Genomic DNA, 23,827 nt, shown 5'->3' on the forward strand with positions numbered 1-23,827 from the left:
CGGCCCCCGCAACGCGGGCGGCCGGCGCGCGCTGAACGCCATACCCAGGTATCCCCCCACATCATGAATACCGCCAACCGCAAACCCCTGCCCGGCACGTCGCTGGATTATTTCGACGCGCGTGCCGCGGTCGACGCGATCGCGCCCGGCGCGTACGACACGCTGCCGTACACGTCGCGCGTGCTCGCCGAAAACCTCGTGCGCCGCTGCGATCCGGCGATCCTCGCCGAGTCGCTGAAGCAGATCATCGAGCGCAAGCGCGAACGCGATTTTCCGTGGTTCCCGGCGCGCGTCGTGTGCCACGACATCCTCGGGCAGACGGCGCTCGTCGATCTCGCCGGCCTGCGCGACGCGATCGCCGACGGCGGCGGCGATCCGGCGAAGGTGAACCCGGTCGTGCCCGTGCAACTGATCGTCGATCACTCGCTCGCCGTCGAATGCGGCGGCTTCGATCCGGACGCGTTCGCGAAGAACCGCGCGATCGAGGATCGCCGCAACGAGGATCGCTTCCACTTCATCGAGTGGACGAAGAAGGCGTTCGAGAACGTCGACGTGATCCCGCCGGGCAACGGCATCATGCACCAGATCAACCTCGAGAAAATGTCGCCGGTGATCCAGGCGCACGACGGCGTCGCGTATCCGGACACCTGCGTCGGCACCGACAGCCACACGCCGCACGTCGACGCGCTCGGCGTGATCGCGATCGGCGTAGGCGGCCTGGAAGCCGAGAACGTGATGCTCGGCCGCGCGTCGTGGATGCGCCTGCCGGACATCGTCGGCGTCGAACTGACCGGCAAGCGCCAGCCCGGCATCACTGCGACCGACATCGTGCTCGCGCTGACCGAGTTCCTGCGCAAGGAAAAGGTGGTCGGCGCGTACCTGGAATTTCGCGGTGCGGGAGCCGCGAGCCTCACGCTCGGCGATCGCGCGACGATCTCGAACATGGCGCCCGAATACGGTGCGACGGCCGCGATGTTCTTCATCGACGGCCAGACGACCGACTACCTGCGCCTCACCGGCCGCAGCGACGAGCAGGTGAAGCTCGTCGAGACCTATGCGAGGGCGGCGGGCCTGTGGGCCGATACGCTGGACAATGCGCAGTACGAGCGCACGCTGACGTTCGACCTGTCGAGCGTCGTGCGTAACATGGCCGGCCCGTCGAACCCGCACAAGCGGCTGCCGACGTCCGATCTCGCCGCGCGCGGGATCGCCGGCCAGTGGGAAGAAAAGGCGGGCGAGATGCCCGACGGCGCGGTGATCATCGCCGCGATCACGAGCTGCACGAACACCAGCAACCCGCGCAACGTGATCGCGGCGGCCTTGCTCGCGCGCAATGCGAACGCGAAGGGCCTGACGCGCAAGCCGTGGGTGAAGAGCTCGCTCGCGCCCGGTTCGAAGGCGGTCGAGCTGTATCTGGAAGAGGCGAAGCTGCTGCCGGAACTCGAGAAGCTCGGCTTCGGCATCGTCGCGTTCGCGTGCACGACCTGCAACGGGATGTCGGGCGCGCTCGACCCGAAGATCCAGCAGGAGATCGTCGATCGCGACCTGTACGCGACGGCCGTGCTGTCCGGCAACCGCAACTTCGACGGCCGCATCCACCCGTATGCGAAGCAGGCGTTCCTCGCGTCGCCGCCGCTCGTCGTCGCGTATGCGATCGCCGGCACGATCCGCTTCGACATCGAGAAGGACGCGCTCGGCCACGACCAGGACGGCAAGCCCGTCACGCTGAAGGACATCTGGCCGAGCGACGAGGAGATCGATGCGATCGTCGCGTCGAGCGTGAAGCCCGAGCAGTTCCGCAAGGTCTACGAGCCGATGTTCGCGCGCAGCGCCGATGCGGGCGAGCGCGCGGCGCCGCTGTACGACTGGCGGCCGCAGAGCACGTACATTCGCCGTCCGCCGTACTGGGAAGGCGCGCTTGCCGGCGAACGCACGCTGCAGGGCATGCGCCCGCTCGCGGTGCTCGGCGACAACATCACGACCGACCACCTGTCGCCGTCGAACGCGATCCTCGCGAACAGCGCGGCCGGCGAATACCTCGCGAAGATGGGCCTGCCGGAAGAAGACTTCAACTCGTACGCGACGCACCGGGGCGACCACCTGACCGCGCAGCGCGCGACCTTCGCGAACCCGACGCTGATCAACGAGATGGCGGTGGTCGACGGCGCGGTGAGGAAGGGCTCGCTCGCGCGCGTCGAGCCGGAAGGCAAGGTCATGCGGATGTGGGAAGCGATCGAGACGTACATGAATCGCAAGCAGCCGCTGATCGTCGTCGCCGGCGCCGACTACGGCCAGGGCTCGTCGCGCGACTGGGCCGCGAAGGGCGTGCGGCTCGCGGGCGTCGAGGCGATCGCCGCCGAAGGCTTCGAGCGGATCCACCGCACCAACCTGATCGGGATGGGCGTGCTGCCGCTCGAGTTCAAGCCCGGCACGAACCGGACGACGCTCGGCATCGACGGCACCGAGACCTTCGACGTGATCGGCGAGCGCACGCCGCGCGCCGACCTGACGCTCGTGATTCACCGCAGGAACGGCGAGCGCGTCGAGGTGCCGATGACGTGCCGGCTCGATACGGCCGAGGAAGTGTCGATCTACGAGGCCGGCGGCGTGCTGCAGCGCTTCGCGCAGGACTTCCTCGAATCGTCGCAGGCGGCGTGACGGGGTTACATCGAGAACACAGACATGGCTCACATTCCTCAAATCAGGATTCCCGCGACCTATATCCGCGGCGGCACCAGCAAGGGCGTGTTCTTCCGGCTGCAGGACCTGCCCGACGCGGCGCAGGCGCCGGGCGCCGCGCGCGACGCGCTGCTGCTGCGCGTGATCGGCAGCCCCGATCCGTACGGCAAGCAGATCGACGGGATGGGCGGCGCGACGTCGTCCACCAGCAAGACGGTGATCGTGTCGAAGAGCACGCGGCCCGGCCACGACGTCGACTACCTGTTCGGGCAGGTCGCGATCGACAAGGCGTTCGTCGACTGGACCGGCAACTGCGGCAACCTGTCGGCGGCGGTCGGCCCGTTCGCGATCGGCGGCGGGCTCGTCGATCCCGCGCGCGTGCCGCGCGACGGCATCGCGACCGTGCGGATCTGGCAGGCGAACATCGGCAAGACGATCGTCGCGCACGTGCCGGTCACGAACGGCGCGGTGCAGGAGACGGGCGACTTCGAGCTGGACGGCGTCACGTTCCCGGCCGCCGAAGTGCAGCTCGAATTCATGGACCCGGCCGCCGAGGAAGAGGGTGTGGGCGGGTCGATGTTCCCGACCGGCAACCTCATCGACGATCTCGCGGTGCCGGGCGTCGGCACGCTGAAGGCGACGATGATCAACGCGGGAATCCCGACGATCTTCGTCGAGGCCGACGCGATCGGCTATACGGGCACCGAGTTGCAGGACGCGATCAACGGCGACGCGAAGGCGCTCGAGAAGTTCGAGACGATCCGCGCGCACGGCGCGCTGCGCATGGGGCTGATCGATACGCTCGACGAAATCGCGACGCGGCAGCACACGCCGAAGATCGCGTTCGTCGCGAAGCCGGCCGATTACGTCGCATCGAGCGGCAAGCGCGTGAACGCGGGCGACGTCGACCTGCTGGTGCGCGCGATGTCGATGGGCAAGCTGCACCACGCGATGATGGGCACGGCGGCGGTCGCGATCGGCACGGCCGCGGCGATCCCCGGCACGCTCGTCAATCTGGCGGCGGGCGGCGGCGAACGCAACGCGGTGCGCTTCGGACATCCGTCGGGCACGCTGCGCGTCGGCGCGGAAGCGCAGCAGCAGGAGAATGGCGAGTGGACCGTCACGAAGGCGATCATGAGCCGCAGTGCGCGCGTGCTGATGGAGGGCTGGGTGCGGGTGCCGGGCGACGCGTTCTGACGTTTCCGTCGTTCGACCGGGATGCGCGGGCGGCTTCGGCCGCCCGCGTCGTTTCGGCTAGCCGTGCAGGAACCGGCGCAGCGCGTCGCGGCTGAGGCGGCGTGCCGCTTCGGAGAGTCGCGCGTCGGGCACGATGTCGAAACCGTGCACGCCGCCGGGGAGCACGTGCAGTTCGGTCGGCACGCCGGCGCGGAGCAGCCGCCGCGCATAGTCGAGGTTTTCTTCGAGGAACAGGTCGAGCGAGCCGATCGACAGGAACGTCGGCGGCAGGCCGTCGAGCTTGTCCGCGCGCGCGGCGGCGGCATACGGCGACACGCCGTCGAGGCCTGGCGCGTGGCCGAGCAGCGACGTCCAGCCGAACCGGTTGTTGGCCGCGTGCCAGACGAACTCGCCGGCATGCGGATGCGGCGTACGCGTGCAGGTGCGGTCGTCGAGCATCGGGTAGATCAGGTGCTGGAACGCGAGCCGGTATTCGCCGCGATCGCGCGCCAGCAGCGCCAGCGCGGCGGCCAGCCCGCCGCCCGCGCTTTCGCCCGTTACGCCGATGCGCGCCGGGTCGATGCCGAGCGTGTCGGCATGGCGGAAGGTCCACGCGAGGCCCGCGTAGCAATCCTCGATCGCACCGGGGAACACCGTTTCCGGCGCGAGGCGGTAGTCGATCGAGATCAGCACGCAGCCGAGCTGTTTGACTGCCTGGCGATGAATGGCCTCCAGGTCCTTCGCCGCGCCGCGCACGTAGCCGCCGCCGTGCATGTGGACGATCGCCGGGAGTGGTCGCGCGGTGTCGTCGGGCGTGTAGATGTGGAGCGGGACGTCCGGCGCGCCGGCGGGGCCGGGGACGGCGCGGCGCTCGAGCGTGCTGCCGGCCGGGTCCGGCGGCGGCAGCGGCAGCACGCGCTCGCGCGCCTGCGCGAGGTTGTCGGCGCTGAGCGTGACGGTCGGCCACACGTCGAGCAGCGGGCGGATTTCGGAATCGACGAGATGCAGGGTATCCAAGTGGTTGCTCCGTGATTGGGTGGCGGCGATAACGGACGAACCGGTGTCGCCGCAGCGGGGCTCGGAGGCCGGCAGGCCGCCGCGATCATGTCCTTCCGGCATGCCGCAGCAGGCGGGCGGTGCCGCCGGGCGGGTGTCATGTGCGGCACGACAGTGGGCTGACATTGCCGTCGACGCGCAAGTTCCCGCGGCGGCGCCGACCGGTGCGACATCGTTGTCGTGATGCGTCGTGCGCGGCCCGCGCAGCGCGGACGCCTACAGCACGCTGCGTGCGACGACCCAGCGGTGCACCTCGCTCGGGCCCTCGAAGATTCGCATCAGCCGCGCTTCGCTCGCCATCTGTTGCAACGGCAGTTCCTTCGTCATGCCCATCGCGCCGAGCGTCTGCATCGCGTGATCGATGACGGTCCACGCCATTTCGGTCGCGAATACCTTGACCATCGAGATCTGCGTGCGCGCATCCTGCCCGGCATCCACCCGCGCGGCTGCTTCGTAGGTCATCAGGCGGCACGCGTGGATGCGGGTCAGCGCATCGGCCACCCACCACTGGACTGCCTGGCGCTCCGCGAGCGGCACCCCGAAGGTCGTGCGCTGCTTCGCGTATTCGCACAGCAGCGCGACCGCGCGCTCGGCGCGACCGATGCACCAGGCCGCCATCTCCAGCCGCCGGTTCGACAGCCGCCCCTGCATCGGCACGAAGCCTTCGCCTTCCCGGCCGAGCAGTTGCGTGGCGGGCAGGCGGCAGTTTTCCAGCACGATCTCGTAGGTGGACAGCCCGCCGATCATCGGAATCCGGCGTTCGATGATGAAGCCCGGCGTATCGCGCTCGACGATGAAGGCCGAGATGCCGCCGCGCTTGCCCTTGCTGCGGTCCGTCAGCGCCATCACGATCGTCCAGTCGGCTTCGCTCGCGTGGCTGATCCAGATCTTGCGCCCGTTCAGCACCCAGCCGTCGCCATCGCGCTCGGCCGTCGTCGACAGCGCGCCCGGGTCCGAGCCGGCGCCCGGTTCGGAGATGGCCATCGCGGAGTGCGTGACGCCGCGCGCATAAGGGTCGAGATAGCGGGCGCGCTGCGCGTCGTCGGCCGAGTCGCACAGCATCCTCAGGTTCGGCGAATCGGGCGGCAGCACGTACGGCGTCACGGTCGTGCCGATCGCTTCGTTCACGCCGACCATCGCGACGGCCGACAGGTCGGAGCCGCCGGCGTCGAGCGGTGCGTCGAGCCCCCACAGGCCGAGCTGTCGCGAGCGTTCGTCGAGCCGCGCGTGCTCGTCGGGGAGCAGCGCGAAGCGCTGACCATCGGCTTCCCGCGCCATCGCGGCGGCTTCGAGCGGAATCAGTTCGTCGTTCACGAAGCGCGCGACGAGGTCCTTGATCATCCGGTGTTCGAGTTCGAGTTCGAAGTTCATGTGCTGATCGATGAGTGAGTGAAGGAAACCGGCGCGGTCAGCGCGCGGCTGGAAGCGGCGCAGCCCGCGCGCGCAGCGTGCCGAGCAGCGCCACGCAGCCGGCCGCGAGCAGTGCCGCGTTGAAATAGAGTCCGCCGCGCATCGATCCGGTGACCGTGTTGAGCACGCCCATCAGGAACGGGCTCGCGAACCCGCCGATCGCGCCGGACATCGTGATCGCCGCGATCGCGACCGCCATCGAGCGTTTGGGCAGCGCGAGCCCCGGCAGCACCCAGAACGCGGGCAGCGCCGCGGCGTGCGCGGCGACCGCGATGCAGAGCGCGATCATCAGGTGCGGCGTGCCGTCGACGCTCGCCAGCCCGGCGAGTGCCGCCGCGCAGGCGAGCATCGCGACCGCGCCGTGCCCGCGCCATTCGCGCCGGCGCTCGGTGCGCCAGCCCATCCCGAGCATGCCGACGATGCCGCACAGATAGGGCAGCGCGGACAGCAGCCCGATCTGCATCGCGCCGTGCAGGCCGCCGCGATGCAGGATCACGGGCATCCAGAACACGAGCGCGTAGCCAGCGGCCGCGATCGCAAAATTGGCCGCGCACAGCAGCCAGAAATCGCGGTGCGCGACCAGCGGCCGCGCCGCGTCCGCATCCGGCGTGCCGGCTTCGGCATGCACGTGTGCGGCGCGCAGTGCGGCCTTGTCGGCATCCGACAGCCAGCGTGCGTCGTCCGGCCGGTCGTCGAGAAACCGCAGCGCAACGATGCCGATCGCGCTGCTCGGCAGCCCCTCCACGAGAAACAGCCATTGCCAGCCGCTCAGGCCGGCTGCACCGTCGAAGAGCGTGAGGATCGCGCCCGACACGGGTCCGGCGATCAGCCCCGCGAGGTACAGCGCCGTCATGAAGAGCGCGAACGCCTTCGCGCGCTGCTTCGGCGGATACCACGCGCCGAGATAGAACAGGATGCCGGGGAAGAAGCCGGCCTCGAACACGCCCAGCAGGAACCGGCACGCGTAGAACTGCGCGGGCGTCGTGACGAACATCGTCGCGGCCGAACCGAGCCCCCACAGCACCATGATTCGTGCGATCGTCCTGCGCGCGCCGATCCGCACGAGTAACGCGTTGCTCGGAATCTCGAACGCCATGTAGCCGATGAAGAAGATGCCGGCGCCGAGCCCGTAGACGGCATCGGAGAAGTGCAGCTCGGCAGCCATCTGCGCGTGCGCGAAGCCGATGTTGATCCGGTCGATGAACGACAGCGTGTAGCAGAGGATCAGGAACGGCAGCAGCCGGCGCGAGATCCGGCGGTAGAGCGCCTGCGTCGCGCCATCGTCGACGGCGGCCGGGTGGGTGGAAAGGGTCGGGGTCATGGGCACTCCGTCAGAAGCGGTGAACGATGCCGAGCGCGAGCACCTGCTCGGTGCCGCCCGGTTGCGGCTGCCGGCCGGCGACGACCGTGTTGCGCGCGTCGCCGCCGTTCTTCATGTAGAGATAGCGTGCGTAGAGCGAAGTCCGCTTCGACAGCGGATGGTCGTACCCGACGCCGAGCGCGGTCGCGTCGTTCGCCGAGCCCTTCACGTCGCGGCGCACGACCGACACGAGCACGCGATCGAGCGCGCCGACATTGATCGATGCGCCGACGCTCGCGGTCGAGAACGCGGGCAGGTTCGGCGCCGTGCTGGCGCCATGGAGAAACGCGGCGTACAGCTTGACGCGCGCGAACGCATAGTTGGCCGCGAACACGTAGTGGCGGGTCGTCGACGGGTAGACGACGGGCGACAGGTTGCCGGCCGACACGTCGCCCTGGAAGCCCGCGCCGAGATAGAGCCCGCCGATCCGGTACTGAAGCCCGGCGCCATAGTTGCGCCCGGCCTGCATGGACAGCGCGTTCGGTGTCGGAAAGCCGTACGTGGCCATCACGCGCAGGCCGTTCCAGTCGGGGCTGAGATACGACGCCGCCTGGTTGAAGCGCGGAATCGGCGGCGTCGTGTTGCTCGTGATCGTATCCGTCGACGTCGCGAGCAGCGCGAGCGGCGACATTCGCTCGTTGAGTCCGAACGGATCGCCTTCGTATACGACGTAGAACGACGGCGTGTATTGCCGGCCGAGCCGGAGGTCGCCGTAGCGCGTGTTCTGCAGCGATACGTATGCCTGCCGGTAGAACAGCGTGCCGCCCTGGAACGATCCGTCGGCCGGCGAGAAGCCGCTTTCCAGCACGAACTTCGTCGACGTGCCGCCGCCGAGATCCTCGACGCCCGTCAACCCGATGCGGCTTGTCGACGATCCGCCGCCGCTCTGCCGCACGCTCGACAGGCTGCCGATGCGATCGAATTCGACGTAGCTGTCGACGATCCCGTACAGCGTGACCGACGACGCGTGCGCTGGCGACGCGCACAGCACGCAGGCGCCGACCAGGAATGCTTTCCGTTGCATGAAGATGTCTCCGTTCCATGTTTTTTTTTGACGCGCCCGCGTTCTGGGAGCGGTTGCGCGCGTCGTGTCGCCCACCGTGCTGCGTCGGGATCAGCGCCCCTTGAACACCGGCTTGCGCTTCTCGAGAAACGCACGGGCGCCTTCGATCCGGTCCTCGCTCGCATAGACGTCGGGGCCGACGTCCAGCCGCAGCGCCGCGGCAACCGGCAAGCCCTGGCTGCGTGTCGCGGTTTCCTTGATGCGGCGGATCGTGAGCGGCGCGTTCGCGGCGATCGCCTCCGCCAGTTCGCGCACGGTGTCGTCGAGCGCGGCGCCGGGTACGACGCGGTTCAGCACCCCGACGCGCTGCGCTTCGTCAGCGTCGAAGCGGCGGCCCGTGAACAGCAGCTCCATCGCGACGGCGCGCGGCAGCATGCGCGGCAGCAGCACGCTCGCGAAGTTCGCGCCCATGCCGACCCGCGCTTCGGGCAGCGCGAAGTACGCGTGCTCGGCGGCGATCCGCAGGTCGCACGCGAGCGCGATTTCAAAGCCGCCGCCGACGGCGAAGCCGTTGATGGCCGCGATGGTCGGCTTGCGCAGCTCCAGGATCAGCTCGTGCACGTTGCGTGCGAGCCCGCGCATCGGCCGCATCCCGCGCATCTCGGGATCGCCGAGATCGATGCCCGCGCTGAAGGCCCGTTCGCCGGCACCTCGGATCACGATCGCGCGAATCGCGGGGTTGTCGTCGAGCGTGACCAGTTCGTCGCACAGGCGCCGGATCGCTTCGGCGGACAGCGCATTGGCAACGTGCGGACGATGGATCGTCAGCCACGCAATGCCGTCGTCGTCGTTGCGCAGGATCGACGGGGCGTCGTCGCCGGTCGGGGAAGAGAACGTGCGCGGCGCGCTCATGACGCGCTCCCGGCAGAGCCTGCGCGTTCGTCGTGGATGACGCCTGCCTGCCGCAGCGCGTCGCGCCGGGCTGCATCGATGCCGAACGCGCCGAGCACCGCGTCGGTGTCGGCGGCGAACGGCCGGGGCGGCCGGCGTATCGATCCGGGCGTGCGGGAGAGTTTGGCCGGGATGCCCGCGCCGGTGTACGCATCGGTATTGACGAACATCGCGTTGCGCGCCGCCTGCGGATGGCCGAATGCATCGGCGACGGTGTTCACCGGCCCCGTTGCGACGCCGGCGTGCAGCAGCCGCTCGACGACGTCGTCGGCGCGAAGTTCGGCGGTGAGTTGCCCGAGCAGCGTGTCGAGCGCGTCGCGATGCGCGACGCGCTGCGCGTTGGTCGCGAACCGGGGATCGCGCGCAAGCTCGGGCACGCCGAGCGCTTCGACGAGCCGCGCGAACGTGCGGTTGTTGCCGGCGCCCGTCGCCACCGGCTTGTCCTTGCACGGATAGACGCCGTACGGCGCGATCGCGCCATACACATTGCCGGTCGCGACGGGAACGTCGCCGGTCGCCATCCAGCTCGTGCTGACCGGGTGCAGCATCGACAGTGCGGTGCTGAACAGGTCGATGTCGACATGCTGCCCGAGACCGGAGCGCGTCCGTTCGACCAGCGCGAGCAGGATGCTCGACACGGCGCTCAGGCCGGCCGCGAAATCGACGACCGGAAACGGCACCTTGAGCGGCATGCCGCCCGGTTCGCCGTTGATCGACATGAAGCCGGCCAGCCCCTGCGCGACGGCGTCGTAGCCCGGAAACCGCGCGAGCGGGCCGTCGGTGCCGTACCCGGAGATCGAGCAATGGACGAGGCGCGGGAAGCGTTCGCGCAGGCAGTCTTCGTACCCGATGCCCCAGCGTTCGAGCGTGCCCTGCTTGAAGTTGTCGATCAGCACGTCGGCCGTCTCGAGCAGGCGGAACAGCACGTCGCGTCCGTCGGGATGCGACAGGTCGAGCGCGAGATTGCGCTTGTTGCGGTTGAGCCCCCAGTAGTAGCTGGAGATGCCGCCCGGCATCGCGGGCCCCCAGTCGCGCGTTTCGTCGCCTTGCGGCGGTTCGATCTTGACGACGTCCGCGCCGTGGTCCGCGAGCGTCTGCGCGCAGAACGGCCCCGCATAAACGCGGCTCAGGTCCACCACGCGCACGCCCGCGAGTGCGCCTTCGTTGTTGCTGGTCATGACGATGTTTCCTTCGATGTGGAATTCGATGGTCCGGCGTGCCGGTATGTGCCGGCCGCGCGGCATGCGATGCGGCGCCGGTTCAGCCGCGCGCGGCGAACAGCGCGTTCACCGCCGCGCGATGTTCGGGTGTGGCGTGCGCGAACGCCTGGTACGAGGCCGACAGGTCGAGCAGCGTGTCGAGGCTCGCGTGCCGGCCTTCGCGCAGCAGCCGCTTGGTCAGGCGCAACGCGGTGCCCGAGTGGCGGGCGATGCGGCCGGCCAGTTCGTGCGCGTGCGCGAGGAGGTCGCCGTCGGGAACGACGCGCGACACGAGCCCGCAGCGCAGCGCCGCCTGTGCGTCCAGCGCGTCGCCCGTGAACGACATTTCCGCGGCGACGGCGGCGCCGACGATCTGCGGCAGGAACCACGCGCCGCCGTCGCCCGGCACGAGGCCGAGCGCGATGAAGCTCTCGGCGAAGCGTGCGCTGCCGGCGGCGATGCGGATGTCGCACATGCACGCGAGATCGGTGCCGGCGCCGATGGCCGGGCCGTTGACCGCCGCGATGGCCGGCACTTCGAGCTGCTGGAACGCCTGCGCCACGCGCTGTATGCCGCGGCGATAGCTCGTCCGGATCGCGGCGAGGTCGTGCGGGTCCGATTCGATGAACGCACGCATCGCCTTCACGTTGCCGCCCGACGAAAACGCCGTGCCGGCGCCGGTCAGGATCAGCACGCGGATCGATTCGTCGCGGTTCGCGTCGTCGCAGCATTCGGTCAGCGCATCGATCGCATCGGTGTCCGAAATGGCGTTGCGGGTTTCGGGGCGGTTCATCGTGACGGTCAGGATCGGGCCCTGCCGTTCACGGATCAGAAAGGCTGCCATGATGTCTCCGTATGTTCTGTGCCGCGGGACTTCACGCCGCGGGCCGAAGCCTAGTATCGTCACGACGGTTGGCGGCGGGAAATTCTGTTCCACATATGTGGAAGGCCCGTCCCGGTTGCGTGCGGAGAGGGCGGGATGAGCGGAAACGTGGTCAAGAGCGCGGCGCGCGTGTTCGAGGTGCTGGAACTCTTCAGCACATTGCAGCGGCCGCTGAGCGTGCGGGAGATCGCCACGCGCTGCGGCTATCCGGGGTCGAGCGCGGCGGCGCTGCTGACCAGCATGAAAGCGCTCGGCTATCTCGCGTACGACGACGCGACGCACGCCTATGCGCCCACCGCGCGGCTCGTCAATCTCGGCGAAGCGCTCGTCGATTCGGCGGCAGGCAGCCGGCGGCACTGGCACGCCGTCGCGAAGCGGCTGGCCGCCCGCACGCACGAGGCGGTCGTGATCGCGGTGCAGAGCGATCTGTATGTGCAGTACATCGACGCGATCGCGGGCTCCCATAGGATTCCGATCCAGTTCTATGCGCCGATCGGCACGCGCCGCGAGATCTGCATGTCGAGCCTCGGCTGGGCGCTGCTGAGCATCCAGCCGGACAGCACGATCCGCCGGCTCGTGGCGCGCAGCATCCGCCGGCTCGGGAAGTCGGGCAGGACGATCGACGAGGACGTCGTGCTCGACAAGGTCGAACAGACGCGCCAGCACGGCTACTCGTATTCGGCGCATACGGTGACGCAGGGCGCCGCGATGATCTCGATGGTGATCGCGGACGGCTGGAACGGTCTGCCGCTGGCGATGGGCGTGGCCGGGCCCGTCGAGCGGATCGACGCGCACCGCGACGCGATCGTGCTGGCGATGCGGGAGGCGCTGGCCGAGCGCGCGGGCGAGGCGGCCGGCTAGCCGCGGCAGGCTGGCCCGTGCGCCGGGCGTTGTCGGCATCGGGCAAGTGCCGGTGCCTGACGGCGAGCGATGGCGATGCGGCCGGGACGTCGATCCCGGGTATCGGCCCGGTCATCGTTCGTGCCGCGTCCGTCGCACGCATTCGCATAGAATCGATGCGTTTCCTTGCCCCTGTCACGGTTGCATTTCAGCGAGGTCGCAATGCCATTGAACGCGCCGCTTGCCGGCATCCACATCGTCGAATTCGAAGGCCTCGGCCCCGGCCCGCTCGCGGGCTGGATGCTCGCCGGGATGGGCGCGCGGATCACGCTGATCGCGCGGCCGTCCGGCCGCACGAGTGCGCCGGACGCGCTGCGGGGCCGCGACGGCGATCTGCTGCGCGAAGGCAAAGCGATCGTCGAGCTCGACCTGAAGGCGCCTGCCGGCCGCGATGCGGCGCTCGATCTGATCGCGCAGGCCGACGCGCTGATCGAGGGACTGCGGCCCGGCGTGATGGAGCGGCTCTGCCTCGGGCCCGAAGATTGCGCACGCCGCAACCCGAAGCTCGTGTACGGGCGGATGACCGGCTGGGGCCAGCACGGCCCGCTCGCGGCCGCGGCCGGGCACGACCTGAACTACGTCGCGCTGACCGGGCTGCTGTCGCTATCGGCACCGAACGACGGCCGGCCGGGTTTGCCGCCGACCGTCGTCGGCGATGCGGGCGGCGCGCTCGGGCTCGCGTTCGGGATCGTCTGCGCGCTGTTCGACGTGCGCGGCGGCGGGCCGGGGCGCGTGGTCGACGGCGCGATCGTCGACATCGTGTCGATGCTCGGTTCGCTTGCGTTGTGGGCGCGTGCGAACGGGCAACTCGACGGCGCGCAGCCGAGCCTCTTCCACGACGCGCCGTTCTACGACGTGTATCGCTGCGCGGACGGCGAATGCGTGACGATCGGCGCGCTCGAGCCGCCGTTCTATGCGCTGCTGGTCGAGCGGCTCGGGCTGACCGACGTCGATCCGGCGTCGCAGTACGACCGCGCGCGCTGGCCCGCGCTGAAGGTGCGGTTCGCCGAGGTGTTCGCGCAGCAGCCGTCCGCACACTGGCGCGCGCTGCTCGAAGGCACCGACGCATGTTTTGCGCCGGTATTGAGCGTGGCCGACGCGGCGCGGCATCCGCACAACGCGGCGCGCGGGATCTATCGGACCGACGAGAACGGCAACGTGCGGGCGCGCGTGGCGCCGCGTTTCCTGCCGCTGACGGGGGACGATGCGGGCTAGCGGCGCGGAGGCGTGCCGTTGCGCGGCATCGGATGGCGGCCGCTCGGGCCGTTTTCAGGCGGTTTCTTCAGGCCGTTTCCTCCGGCATATCCGGCACCTTGCCGTCGCCGACGCGGTTGATCGTGCCTTGCGCGATCGCGACGAGCCGCTCGTGATCGCCGTCGATGACGAACACGTGACACTGGCAGGTCGCCTGGTGCCGACCTGCGTAGACGAGCTTCGCGCGCGCGACGAGCGTGCCGTTCACGGCCGGCCGCAGGTAGTTGATCTTGTATTCGGCCGTGATTACGCGCGGGCCGAGCACGAGCGCGCCGGCGAACGTCAGCGCGTTGTCGGCGAGATAGCTGATGACGCCGCCGTGCACGAAACCGTGCTGCTGCCGCAGCTCGTCACGCACGTGCAGGCACAGCGATACCTCGTTGTCGCCGATATGCATCAACTCCGTGCCCAGCAGCATGCTGAACGGTTGCGCACGCAATGCGCCGCGCGCGTGGTCCGTGATGTCGGTCATCAACTTTCCTCGAAATGAGTGCCCGCTTGCGCTGAACTCTAGGAAGGGGACTGCGGATAAGCAAGGAAATTCGTCCGCGATTCCTGCAATTGCCGGCGCGATGTGACGCGATTATTGCGTCGAACGCAGGAGTTGTCCTTGTTTGCGGGCGATTCGGCGGGAATGCGCGAGCGAAGCGCGTCACTGGGCCGTCTTTTCGACCGCGCCTCGCCCGCCGCACCCAGGCAACCCTGCCTTAGACGGCCCCACCTAGGCGACCGCTCCTAAAGTCCGACGAAGAAATGCCGCTAATGCCGGGGCATTGCCTCATCGTCCGCTCTCCAGGAATCTCCCCATGTTCGGAAAAATCAAGCTCGCGTCGGGTCTGCTCGGCGTGTTGACCGTGTTTTGCCTCTTCCTGTTCGCGATCGAAGCGCTCGGCTTCCGGGCGCTCGCGTCGACGCGCAGCGGCGTCGACGATCTGTCGAACGTCGCGATCGCGCAGGTCAACGCGGCCAACCAGGCGACCGAGCACCTGCTCGACGCGCGCATCAACCTGTCGCGCGCCGGCACGCGGATGGTGCGCGGCGGCCCGAAGCCGGAAGACATCATCCGCCATGCCGGCGCTTCGCTTGCCGAAGCGGACAAGGCGTTCGCCGCGCTGATGGCCGCGCAGCCGGTCGACGACACGAACCGCACGCGCGTCGCGGCGCTCGCCGAGCGCTATCGCGCGCTGCGCGGCGCGCTTGGCGAACTCGTGCAGTTCCTCGACGCCGACAACATCCAGGCCTTCCTCGACCAGCCGACGCAAGGCATCCAGGACGCCTACCTCGCCGAACTGCACCGCTTCGCCGAATACGGCAGCGCATCGAGCCGCACGGCGCTCGACACGATCGACGGCGGCATACTCTGGTTCAAGTCGGTCGGCATCGCGCTGCTGGTGGCGATGCTCGCGGCGAGCGCGGCGATCTACGCAGCCGCGCGGCGCGCGGTTGTTGCGCCGCTGGACGAGGCCAGCCGCCATTTCGAACGGATCGCGCAGGGCCGGCTCGACGAAGCCGTGCGGGCGGGCGGCGTATTCGAGATCGACCGGATGCTGCGCGGCCTCGCCGCGATGCAGACGAGCATCGCGGGCACCGTGCGCACGGTGCGGCACGCGTCCGATGCGATCCACCTCGGCGCGGGCGAGATCGCGGGCGGCAACGCCGACCTGTCGGCGCGCACGGGCACGCAGGCCGCATCGCTCGAGGAAACAGCCGCGAGCATGGAGGAATTGACCGCGACCGTCCGGCAGAACACCGACAGCGCACGCGCGGCCAGCGCGCTGGCCGACGCGGCGCTCGAAGCGACGAGCCACGGCGGCGGCGTGGTCGACAGCGTGATCGACCGGATGCGCGGCATCGCGCAGAGCTCGGGGCGGATCGCGGAGATCATCTCGGTGATCGACGGCATCGCGTTCCAGACCAACATCCTCGCGCTGAACGCCGCGGTCGAGGCCGCGCGGGCTGGCGAACAGGGGCGCGGCTTCGCGGTCGTCGCGGGCGAAGTGCGCTCGCTCGCGCAGCGCAGCGCGCAATCGGCGAAGGAGATCAAGGCGCTGATCGAGGATTCGGTCGCGCAGATCAACGGCGGCGCGGAGCTCGTCGAACGCGCCGGCGAAGCAATGCGGACGGTGTCGACGTCGATCACGCGCGTCGTGCAGACGATGTCCGAGATCACGGCCGCGTCGGTCGAGCAGAGCGTCGGGATCGAGCAGGTGAACCAGGCCGTCACGCAGATGGATCAACTGACGCAGCAGAACGCGGCGCTGGTGGAGCAAGTCGCGGCGGCGGCCGCGTCGCTGAACGACCAGACCGCGCACCTGATGCAGGCGGTGTCGGTGTTCGAACTCGGCGATGCGCGCGCCGCACGTGGCGAACGCGCGGCGCCGTCGTTCGCCGACGCGGGTTACGAACCGGCCGGCAGCGCCGCGTAGGCGGTCGCGAGATGGTAGGGCGTCGTTGACGGCATGTCGGCGCGCGACACCTGCCCGTCCGCCGTCTTGCACTCGAACCAGCCGCGCGGATGCAGGAAGCGCGCGGCGAAACGCCCGATTTGCTGCGCGAGCGGCGCGGACGCCGGCGTGCCGCCGTGCGTCGCGAGCGCGCGCAGGTACTCGGTCTGCGCCCAGATCCGCTGCGTGCCGTCGATGCATACGCCTTGCGCGTCGAGCGCCGCGCAGACGCCACCCGTCTGCGCATCGACACCGTATTGCTCCGCGAACATGAACGCGCGCGACAGCGTGTCGGGGAGCCCGGTCTGCGCGAGCCGTGCGCCGGCCGCATCGACCAGATAGAACCATTCGAACTGATGGCCGGGTTCGAAACGGTTGTCGGCCGCCCCGAGCGGCAGTTCGGCGACGCAGCCGGTCGCCGCGTCGACGAACGTGCGCTCGACGGCCTGCGCGGTGCGTGCGAGCGCATCGTCGAACGCCGCGTCGCCGAACGCGTCGGCGGCTGCGAGCCACGCTTCGGTCAGATGCATCAGCGGATTCTGCAGCGCGCCGCTGCCGGATGACGAGAAATCGGCGTGGCGCGCCGCATCGAGCAGCGCGTCGCCATGGCGCGGCGCGAAGCGGTCCTGGATCAGCGCGGCGGTTTCCTCGGCCACCGCGCGCGCGGCGGCGTCGCCCGACGCCGCATGCCATGCGGCGCACGCGAACACGATGAACGCGTGCGTATAGAGATCCTTGGTGGAATCGAGCGGCGCGCCCTGCGCGTCGACGCTGTAGATCCAGCCGCCGTGGCGCGCGTCGCGGAAGCGGCCGCACAGCGCGTCGAACAGCGTGGCCGCGTGTGCTGTGTCGCCGGCCTGCGCGAACACGAACAATTGCCGCGCGCAGGCCATTGCGCGATAACGGGTGACGGGTAGCGGCGCGTGAGCGGCCGGATCGACGGCCTCGAACGGCAGCCGCAACGTGTGGTCGAACCCGGAACCCCGCCAGATCGGCAAGACGATGTGCGCGAAATGGTGGCGCAACTGGGCGGCCTGGGCGGAAGCGGAGTCGGAAACGGACATGACGGGGTTGAGCGCTTGGATCTGAACGTGTCGGCGCGGCCCGGATCGGCGCGGCCGGGGCCAAGGATAAAACATTCCGCGCGGCCGGCACAAAAAAAAGGAGATAAATCGGATGCTCAGCAACCTGGAACTCGTGATGCGGCTCGTTCTCGCGGCGGCGCTCGGCAGCGTCATCGGCTTCGAGCGCGAGCGCCTGTCGTGGGCGGCCGGCCTGCGCACGCACATGCTCGTGTGCGTCGGCTCGACGCTGATCATGATCGTGTCGGCATTCGGTTTCGCCGACGTGCTCGGCAGCAGCGAGCACATCGTGCTCGATCCGTCGCGGATCGCCGCGCAGGTCGTGTCGGGCATCGGCTTCCTCGGCGCGGGCTCGATCCTGTTGCGCGGCGAGATCGTGCGCGGGCTGACGACGGCAGCGAGCCTGTGGTCGGTTGCCGCGATCGGCCTCGCGGTGGGCGGCGGGCTCTATGTCGCGTCGATTTCGGCGACGATCATCATCCTGATCATCCTGGCCGGCATCAAGCCGCTGGAGCGGCGCTATTTCACGGTGCGCCAGCGGCGCCAGCTTGCGCTGACGGTCGTGAGCGGCGCGCTGACGTTCGATTCGCTGCACGCGGCGCTCGGCGCCGACAGCGCGCGCGTGAAGCAATTCATCGTGCAGCGCGCCGACGATACGGGCGAGCACGACGAAGTGCGCATCGCGCTCGCGCGGGTGTCGGAACTCGAATACCAGGCGATCTGCGATAAGTTGCGCGCGCTGCAGGGTGTCACGCGTTTCGAAGAAGGGAACGGGTTGTCGGGCGACGAATAGGCTGCATCGGTTGCGGGGCGTGCGACAATGGCCGGCCACCGATTCCGTTCGACTTCCGGTTCCGCGCTCGCGGGCCCCGCAATCCGATTTCCATGACCGAATCCGTTTCCACGTCTCGTTCCCGTTCCCGTTTCAATCGTTCGTCGGCCCGTTCCCGCCAGCGCTCGGCGGCTGCCGCGAGCAGCACGTCCGCGAGGGCGACGTCGCGGCCCGGCAGCGCGCCGGCCGGCGATGCGTCGCGGGATGAACTGACGCTCGACCTGTTTGGCGATCCGGTGCTCGAGCCGGGCGAGCGGGTGCCGGTCACGGCACGCGACGAAGCGGTTGCGGAAGCCGAAGCGGCGGCCGGTGTCGCGGACGATGCGGCCGCCGGGCGGCAGGCCTCGCTGGACGGGTTCAGCGCGCCGGAGGCCGCGAGTACGGCGGGACATGCGGAAGCTGAAGGTGCGGTGAAGCCGGAAGTCGCGGCGGCGACCGGTGGTGTTTCTGCGCCGGAAGGTGGGGATGCTACGAACGCGGACGGTATGTCCGTGGCTGATGGCGTTTCAATGAAGGTCATCGATGTGCCTGCGGCCGACGGCGTTGCAGCGAAGGCGGCCGATGCGCGTGCGGCCGTTGGCGTTGCAGCGACGGCAGCCGATGTGCCTGCGGCCGATGGCGCTACCGTGACGGCAACCGGGCTGCAAGCGGCAGATGGTGCCGTGGCGAAGACGGCCGATCGGCAAGCGACTGATGACGAAGTCGCGAAAGCTGCTGTCGAAGCGGCGGCCGGCGTCGCGACCGTCAAATCCCGCGAAGGGCGCTCTTCCGGCGACGCAGTGAAGGAACGCCGCTCGTCGTCGGGCGGCAAACGCCGGGCGGCTGCCGGCGCAAGCGACGCGACGTCGGTGCAATCCGCGCCGGTTGCGACGAGCGTCGACAAGGCGCCGGACGCGATCGGATCGAACGCGGTGCCGGACGCCGCTTCGACGGTCGAGCCGCAGACGCCGGCACAACCGGTCGAGCCAGCAACTCCCGCGACCTCCCGTGACGCTGCCCCGACCAACGCCGCGCCGTCGCCAGTCGCACAGCCCGTGGCTTCCGCCGCGTCCTTCGTGACGAAGCCGTCGTCGGAACGCACGCAGCCGGCCGCGCCGGCCTTCGATCCTGACACGCACCTGCGCCCGCTGACCGACCGGCTCGCCGCGCTGCAGGCCGACTTGGACGGTTTGACGCGCGCGGCCGATCGCGAGATGCGCCGCGTCAACCGCCTGTTGCTGGCGCTGGCCGTCGTCGTGCTGGCGGGGCTCGTCGCGCTGATGCTGCAAACGCGGCAGATCGCGCACCTGAAGCAGGACGCGGCCACCAGGCAGCAGCGGATCGATCGCCTGGCGGCCGACCTGTCGACGCAGCAGGCGACGTTGATGACGCTCGAGGAGCACCACGAAGCGCTCCTGTCGCAGGTCGACCGGCTTCAGCGCAATGCGAACCGCGACGCGGCCGTCGCGAAGCGTGCCCGCCGCACGCGCTGATCGTTCCGACCCTATCCTGGAAGCCCGACGGGGCAAGTGTCGCCGTTCCGCGCCTGCGATCGGTGGCGGCGCGCGTGCGGCAAACTGATGCGGCGTACTGGCAGAGTTCAGGGAAAACCCTTAGAATGGAGTCCGTCTAAGGGAAAACCCTAGACACAACTGTCAGGAGTCTCACATGAGCTTCATCCTTGCCCTGCTGCAAAAGATCGACGACCTGTTCGTGTCGCCGCACCTGCCGCTCGATGCCGATTACTCGTACGCTGCGCGTCATGCCGAAGCCGAGCGCGTGCGTCGTGCGCATCTCGTGCCGATCGTCCTGTATCGTCGCTGATTCGCTGATTCGCTGATTCGCTGATTCGCTGATTCGCTGATTCGCTGATTCGCTGATTCGCTGATTCGCTGATTCGCTGATTCGGCGCGGCGCCTGCTACACCTGCCCGCTTGTTTTCTGCCGCTGCCCCGCGCGCCGGCGCGACCGTCCCGCTACACTGGAAGTCCGATTCCCTTCACGGCGACCGGGCCATGCTGCAGATGCGGCCGATGACGGCCGGCGAATTCCACGCGTACCGCACGCGAGCCATCGACGGCTACGCGCGCGATCTCGTTTCATCCGGACAGAATGCTGTCGAAGACGCGGCCGATCGTGCGCGCGCCTGTTTCGACATGCTGTTGCCGGACGGCCTGCGGACATCCGGCCAGACACTCGTCGTGCTCATCGACGGCGCCAGCGGCGACGCGGTGGGCGACCTCTGGTACGCGATCGTGCCCGAAGGGCCGAACCGCACGCTGTTCATCTACGACCTCGACATCGTCGCGTCCCGGCGCCGCCAGGGCTGGGCCACGCGCGCGCTCGATGCGCTCGACGCCGAGGCGCGCCGGTACGGCATTACCGAGATCGGCCTGTCGGTGTTCAATCACAACACGGCGGCCCGCGCGCTGTATCGTGCGTGCGGCTTCGTGCCGATCACGACGACGTTGATCAAGCCGGTCATCCCGGGCTGAATCCGCTGGCAGGCGCTGCGTCGTCACGTGCGACCGATTCGACACGCGGCTGACGGCAAACGCCGGCCACCCTCCCGATCCTTCCTGTTCACCGAACGCCGAACGCCCGTCCGGCCAGCGTCACCGGAGCGCGTCAGCGCGCCCGCCCTTTCCATCTCCGCAGCAGCAGTGCGTTGGTCACGACGCTGACGCTGGAAAACGCCATTGCCGCGCCCGCGATCACCGGATTCAGCAAGCCGAGCGCCGCGAGCGGCACGCCGACCAGGTTGTAGACGAACGCCCAGAACAGGTTCTGCTGGATCTTCTGGTACGTGCGTTTGGAGATGTCGATCGCGTCGGCGACGAGCGCCGGATCGCCGCGCATCAGCGTGATGCCGGCCGTGTGCATCGCGACGTCCGTGCCGGTCGCCATCGCGATGCCGACATCGGCCGCGGCGAGCGCGGGCGCATCGTTGATCCCGTCGCCGACCATCGCGACGATCCCGCCATGCGTGCGCTTCAGTTCGGCGACGACGCGCGCCTTGTCGTCGGGCAGCACCTGCGCATGCACTTCGCCGATGCCGAGCGACGCCGCGACGGCCGCCGCGCTGCCGCGGTTGTCGCCCGTCACGAGCACGCTCGCGACGCCGCGCGCCGACAGCGCCGCGATCGCGTCGCGCGCGCCCGGCTTTACGGTGTCGCCGAACGCGATCAGCGCGAGCAGCGCGCGCGGCGCATCGGTGCGCATCAGCCACGAGATCGTGTTGCCCGCGCGTTCGAGATCCGCCGCGCGAGCGTCGAGCGCCGGCGGCACTGCCAGGCCGAGTTCGTCGCGCCAGCGCGTGCTGCCGAGCGCGAGCAACTGTCCGCCGACGCGTGCTTCCACGCCGCGTCCGGCCACCGCGCGCGCATCGGCTGCAACGGCCGACGGCGCTGCAGCACCGCGCGCGGATACGTCCGCATCGTGCACGGCGACCACGGCGCGAGCGAGCGGATGGTCGCTCTGGCGCTGCACCGCCGCTGCGAGCGCGAGCGCTTCGTTGCGCGGCATGCCGACGGCTTCGAATGCCGTCACGGACGGCTTGCCTTCGGTCAGCGTGCCGGTCTTGTCGAACGCGATCACGGTAGCGCGCTGCGCGAGTTCGAGCGCCTGCGCGTCCTTGATCAGCACGCCGTGCCGGGCTGCGACACCCGTGCCGGCCATGATCGCGGCGGGCGTCGCGAGGCCGAGCGCGCACGGGCACGCGATGACGAGCACCGCAACCGCGTTGAGGATCGCGGTTTCCGTCCCGGCGCCGGCGATCAGCCAGCCGACCAGCGTCAGCAGCGCAATGCCGAGGATCGCCGGTACGAACACTTCGCTGACGCGATCGACGAGCCGCTGGATCGGCGCCTTCTCCGCCTGCGCGGATTCGACGAGGCGGATGATGCGCGCGAGCGTCGTCTCCGCGCCGATCGCGGTGGTTTCGACGACGAGCGCGCCTTCGCCGTTGATCGAGCCGGCCGTGACGGCGTCGCCGTCGTCCTTCGGCACGGGCAGGCTTTCGCCGGTGATCAGCGATTCGTCGATATGCGAGCGGCCCGTCACGATCCGGCCGTCGACCGGCACGCGTTCGCCGGGGCGGATACTGACGTTCGTGCCGACGCGCACCTGCGACAGCGGCACGTCGCGTTCGACACCGTGCTCGACGATGCGCGCACGGTCGGGACGCAGCGCGTTCAGTGCGCGGATCGCCTCGGTGGTCTGGCGCTTCGCGCGCGATTCGAGCCATTTGCCGAAGCGCACGAGCGTGACGATGACGGCCGACGCCTCGAAATAAAGGTGGCCGGGATGCGCGGGATCGCGCAGCAGCATCCACAGGCTCAGCCCGTACGCGGCCGACGTGCCGAGCGCGACGAGCAGGTCCATGTTGCCGGCGCGCGCCTTCACCGCATGCCAGGCCGCGCGGTAGAAGCGCGCGCCGAAGCCGAACTGCACGATCGACGCGAGCGCGAGCTGGAGCCAGCCGGGCAGCATCAGGTCGATGCCGAACGGCGCGACGAGCATCGGCGCGACGAGCGGCGCGCTCAGCACCGCCGACCAGATCACCAGGTTGCGTTCGCGGACCGCTTCGCGGCGCTTGCGGGTGTCGGGATCCTGCGCGGGGCTGGCCGATTGCGCGTCTGCGCCGGACGTTGCACCGGCTGACGGCGCGGCGGCGAGCGATGCGCGGTAGCCGGCCGTCGTGACCGCCGCGATCAGCGTGGCGGCGTCGAGTGCGCCGGTGCCGTGCACCGTCGCGCGCTCGGTTGCAAGGTTGACCGATGCGCGTGCGATGCCCGGCACGGCGGCCAGCGCCTTTTCGACGCGGCCGGCGCAAGATGCGCAGGTCATGCCGCCGATGTCGAGTTCGAGATCGGCGGAGGCGGCGGATTCTGCCGACCGGACGGCGATGGCGGCGGTGCCGGCGACCGGCGTCGCGCCATAGCCGGCCTGCTTCACGGCGTCCGCCAGTTGCGCGGCGGAAACGTCGGCCGCGGCATCGACCGTGGCGCGTTCGGTCGCCAGGTTGACCGACGCGCGTGTAACGCCCGGCACCTTCGCCAGTGCCTTCTCGACGCGCGACACGCACGACGCGCAGGTCATCCCGTCGATTTCGAGTTCGATTGTGGTCGCGGCCGCAGGAAGCGCTGCCGCCGAAACGGGCGGCGTTTCGTCGCGCAGCGCGCGCACCGCAGGCGCGGTCGCGACGGCTTCGACCGCCGCTTCACGTACCGCTTCACGCACGGCCGCGCGGTAGCCGGCCTCACCGACCGCGTCGACGAGCCGGCCGGGTTCGACCGATTCCTGCGCGATCACCGTCGCCGTATGCGCGTCGAGATCGACCGCCGCATCGACGACGCCCGGCACGGCGGCCAGCGCGCGCTGCACGCGGCCCGTGCAGCCGCCGCAATGCATGCCGTCGACGCTCAGTTCGATCGTTTGCAGCGCGGCGGAGGCAAGTGGTTCAGTCATGTCGGATTCCCCAAAAGCGCGGTTCGTGCCGCGAATGATCCCAGTATCAACATTCCCATGATGGGAAGGTCAAGCGCCGGCGACGATACAACGCGTCGTCTGGACGCGGTGCCGGATCGACCCGACACGCCGGAGCGCTGCCCGGCGACG

19 protein-coding genes are annotated in these 23,827 nt (G+C 69.6%); 9 read left to right on the plus strand and 10 right to left on the minus strand.

Annotated elements, in window-relative coordinates:
• Positions 1-63 precede the first annotated feature (63 nt).
• Positions 64-2,658: a Fe/S-dependent 2-methylisocitrate dehydratase AcnD gene (gene acnD, locus ACPUER_RS08495; RefSeq protein WP_425130842.1), complete on the plus strand. Its 2,595-nt coding sequence runs from the start codon at positions 64-66 to the stop codon at positions 2,656-2,658.
• 24 nt (positions 2,659-2,682) lie between these two features.
• Positions 2,683-3,876, plus strand: coding sequence for a 2-methylaconitate cis-trans isomerase PrpF (gene prpF, locus ACPUER_RS08500; RefSeq protein ID WP_425130843.1), 1,194 nt, complete (start codon positions 2,683-2,685; stop codon positions 3,874-3,876).
• Between the two features lie 57 nt (positions 3,877-3,933).
• On the opposite strand, the gene ACPUER_RS08505 is transcribed toward prpF, so the two are convergent.
• The 7 genes from ACPUER_RS08505 to ACPUER_RS08535 form a co-directional block, all read right to left on the minus strand.
• On the minus strand, positions 3,934-4,872 hold the full coding sequence (locus ACPUER_RS08505; protein WP_425130844.1) for an alpha/beta hydrolase: 939 nt from the start codon (positions 4,870-4,872) through the stop codon (positions 3,934-3,936).
• Positions 4,873-5,127: 255 nt separating this feature from the next.
• Positions 5,128-6,282 (minus strand): acyl-CoA dehydrogenase family protein, encoded by a 1,155-nt coding sequence (locus tag ACPUER_RS08510; protein WP_425130845.1) that lies wholly within the window; start codon positions 6,280-6,282, stop codon positions 5,128-5,130.
• 37 nt (positions 6,283-6,319) lie between these two features.
• The gene (locus tag ACPUER_RS08515) at positions 6,320-7,642 is read right to left on the minus strand and encodes an MFS transporter (RefSeq protein WP_175959984.1); all 1,323 of its coding nucleotides are present in this window, start codon (positions 7,640-7,642) and stop codon (positions 6,320-6,322) included.
• 10 nt (positions 7,643-7,652) lie between these two features.
• Complete coding sequence (locus ACPUER_RS08520) at positions 7,653-8,705, minus strand: porin (protein WP_425130846.1); 1,053 nt, start codon at positions 8,703-8,705, stop codon at positions 7,653-7,655.
• Positions 8,706-8,795: 90 nt separating this feature from the next.
• On the minus strand, positions 8,796-9,596 hold the full coding sequence (locus ACPUER_RS08525) for an enoyl-CoA hydratase-related protein (RefSeq protein WP_310136696.1): 801 nt from the start codon (positions 9,594-9,596) through the stop codon (positions 8,796-8,798).
• The gene (locus tag ACPUER_RS08530; protein ID WP_425130847.1) at positions 9,593-10,813 is read right to left on the minus strand and encodes a CaiB/BaiF CoA transferase family protein; all 1,221 of its coding nucleotides are present in this window, start codon (positions 10,811-10,813) and stop codon (positions 9,593-9,595) included. Before ACPUER_RS08530 ends, ACPUER_RS08525 begins: the two co-directional genes overlap by 4 nt.
• Before the next feature lie 82 nt (positions 10,814-10,895).
• Positions 10,896-11,678, minus strand: a complete 783-nt coding sequence (locus tag ACPUER_RS08535) for a crotonase/enoyl-CoA hydratase family protein (RefSeq protein WP_175959988.1) — start codon at positions 11,676-11,678, stop codon at positions 10,896-10,898.
• 135 nt (positions 11,679-11,813) lie between these two features.
• On the opposite strand from ACPUER_RS08535, the gene ACPUER_RS08540 reads away from it, so the two are divergent.
• Both ACPUER_RS08540 and ACPUER_RS08545 read left to right on the plus strand, forming a co-directional pair.
• Positions 11,814-12,578, plus strand: a complete 765-nt coding sequence (locus tag ACPUER_RS08540) for an IclR family transcriptional regulator (RefSeq protein ID WP_425130848.1) — start codon at positions 11,814-11,816, stop codon at positions 12,576-12,578.
• Positions 12,579-12,779: 201 nt separating this feature from the next.
• Positions 12,780-13,832, plus strand: a complete 1,053-nt coding sequence (locus ACPUER_RS08545) for a CaiB/BaiF CoA transferase family protein (RefSeq protein WP_425130849.1) — start codon at positions 12,780-12,782, stop codon at positions 13,830-13,832.
• Between the two features lie 67 nt (positions 13,833-13,899).
• Here the strand turns inward: ACPUER_RS08545 and ACPUER_RS08550 are convergent, their stop codons facing one another.
• A complete protein-coding gene (locus tag ACPUER_RS08550) occupies positions 13,900-14,343 on the minus strand; it encodes a PaaI family thioesterase (protein ID WP_047902232.1) in 444 nt (147 codons plus the stop codon).
• Positions 14,344-14,677: 334 nt separating this feature from the next.
• Here ACPUER_RS08550 and ACPUER_RS08555 point away from each other — a divergent pair, with 334 nt between their 5' ends.
• Complete coding sequence (locus ACPUER_RS08555) at positions 14,678-16,297, plus strand: methyl-accepting chemotaxis protein (protein WP_425130850.1); 1,620 nt, start codon at positions 14,678-14,680, stop codon at positions 16,295-16,297.
• Here the strand turns inward: ACPUER_RS08555 and ACPUER_RS08560 are convergent.
• On the minus strand, positions 16,270-17,379 hold the full coding sequence (locus ACPUER_RS08560; RefSeq protein ID WP_425130851.1) for an AGE family epimerase/isomerase: 1,110 nt from the start codon (positions 17,377-17,379) through the stop codon (positions 16,270-16,272). The genes ACPUER_RS08555 and ACPUER_RS08560 overlap by 28 nt on opposite strands.
• 112 nt (positions 17,380-17,491) lie before the next feature.
• Between ACPUER_RS08560 and ACPUER_RS08565 the strand changes: the two genes are divergently transcribed.
• From ACPUER_RS08565 to ACPUER_RS08580, 4 genes are all read left to right on the plus strand, one after another.
• Positions 17,492-18,190 (plus strand): MgtC/SapB family protein, encoded by a 699-nt coding sequence (locus tag ACPUER_RS08565; RefSeq protein WP_425130852.1) that lies wholly within the window; start codon positions 17,492-17,494, stop codon positions 18,188-18,190.
• Positions 18,191-18,282: 92 nt separating this feature from the next.
• Complete coding sequence (locus tag ACPUER_RS08570) at positions 18,283-19,701, plus strand: flagellar hook-length control protein FliK (protein WP_425130853.1); 1,419 nt, start codon at positions 18,283-18,285, stop codon at positions 19,699-19,701.
• Between the two features lie 175 nt (positions 19,702-19,876).
• Positions 19,877-20,032: a hypothetical protein gene (locus tag ACPUER_RS08575; protein ID WP_175959995.1), complete on the plus strand. Its 156-nt coding sequence runs from the start codon at positions 19,877-19,879 to the stop codon at positions 20,030-20,032.
• A 191-nt stretch (positions 20,033-20,223) separates the two neighbouring features.
• Positions 20,224-20,703 carry a GNAT family N-acetyltransferase gene (locus tag ACPUER_RS08580; RefSeq protein WP_175959996.1) on the plus strand — a complete coding sequence of 160 codons (480 nt, stop codon included), beginning with the start codon at positions 20,224-20,226 and terminating at the stop codon, positions 20,701-20,703.
• A 133-nt stretch (positions 20,704-20,836) separates the two neighbouring features.
• Here the strand turns inward: ACPUER_RS08580 and ACPUER_RS08585 are convergent, their stop codons facing one another.
• Positions 20,837-23,677, minus strand: coding sequence for a heavy metal translocating P-type ATPase (locus tag ACPUER_RS08585; RefSeq protein WP_425130854.1), 2,841 nt, complete (start codon positions 23,675-23,677; stop codon positions 20,837-20,839).
• Between the last annotated feature and the right edge of the window lie 150 nt (positions 23,678-23,827).

This window comes from Burkholderia sp. DN3021, assembly GCF_049805555.1.
GTDB lineage: Bacteria > Pseudomonadota > Gammaproteobacteria > Burkholderiales > Burkholderiaceae > Burkholderia > Burkholderia pyrrocinia_C.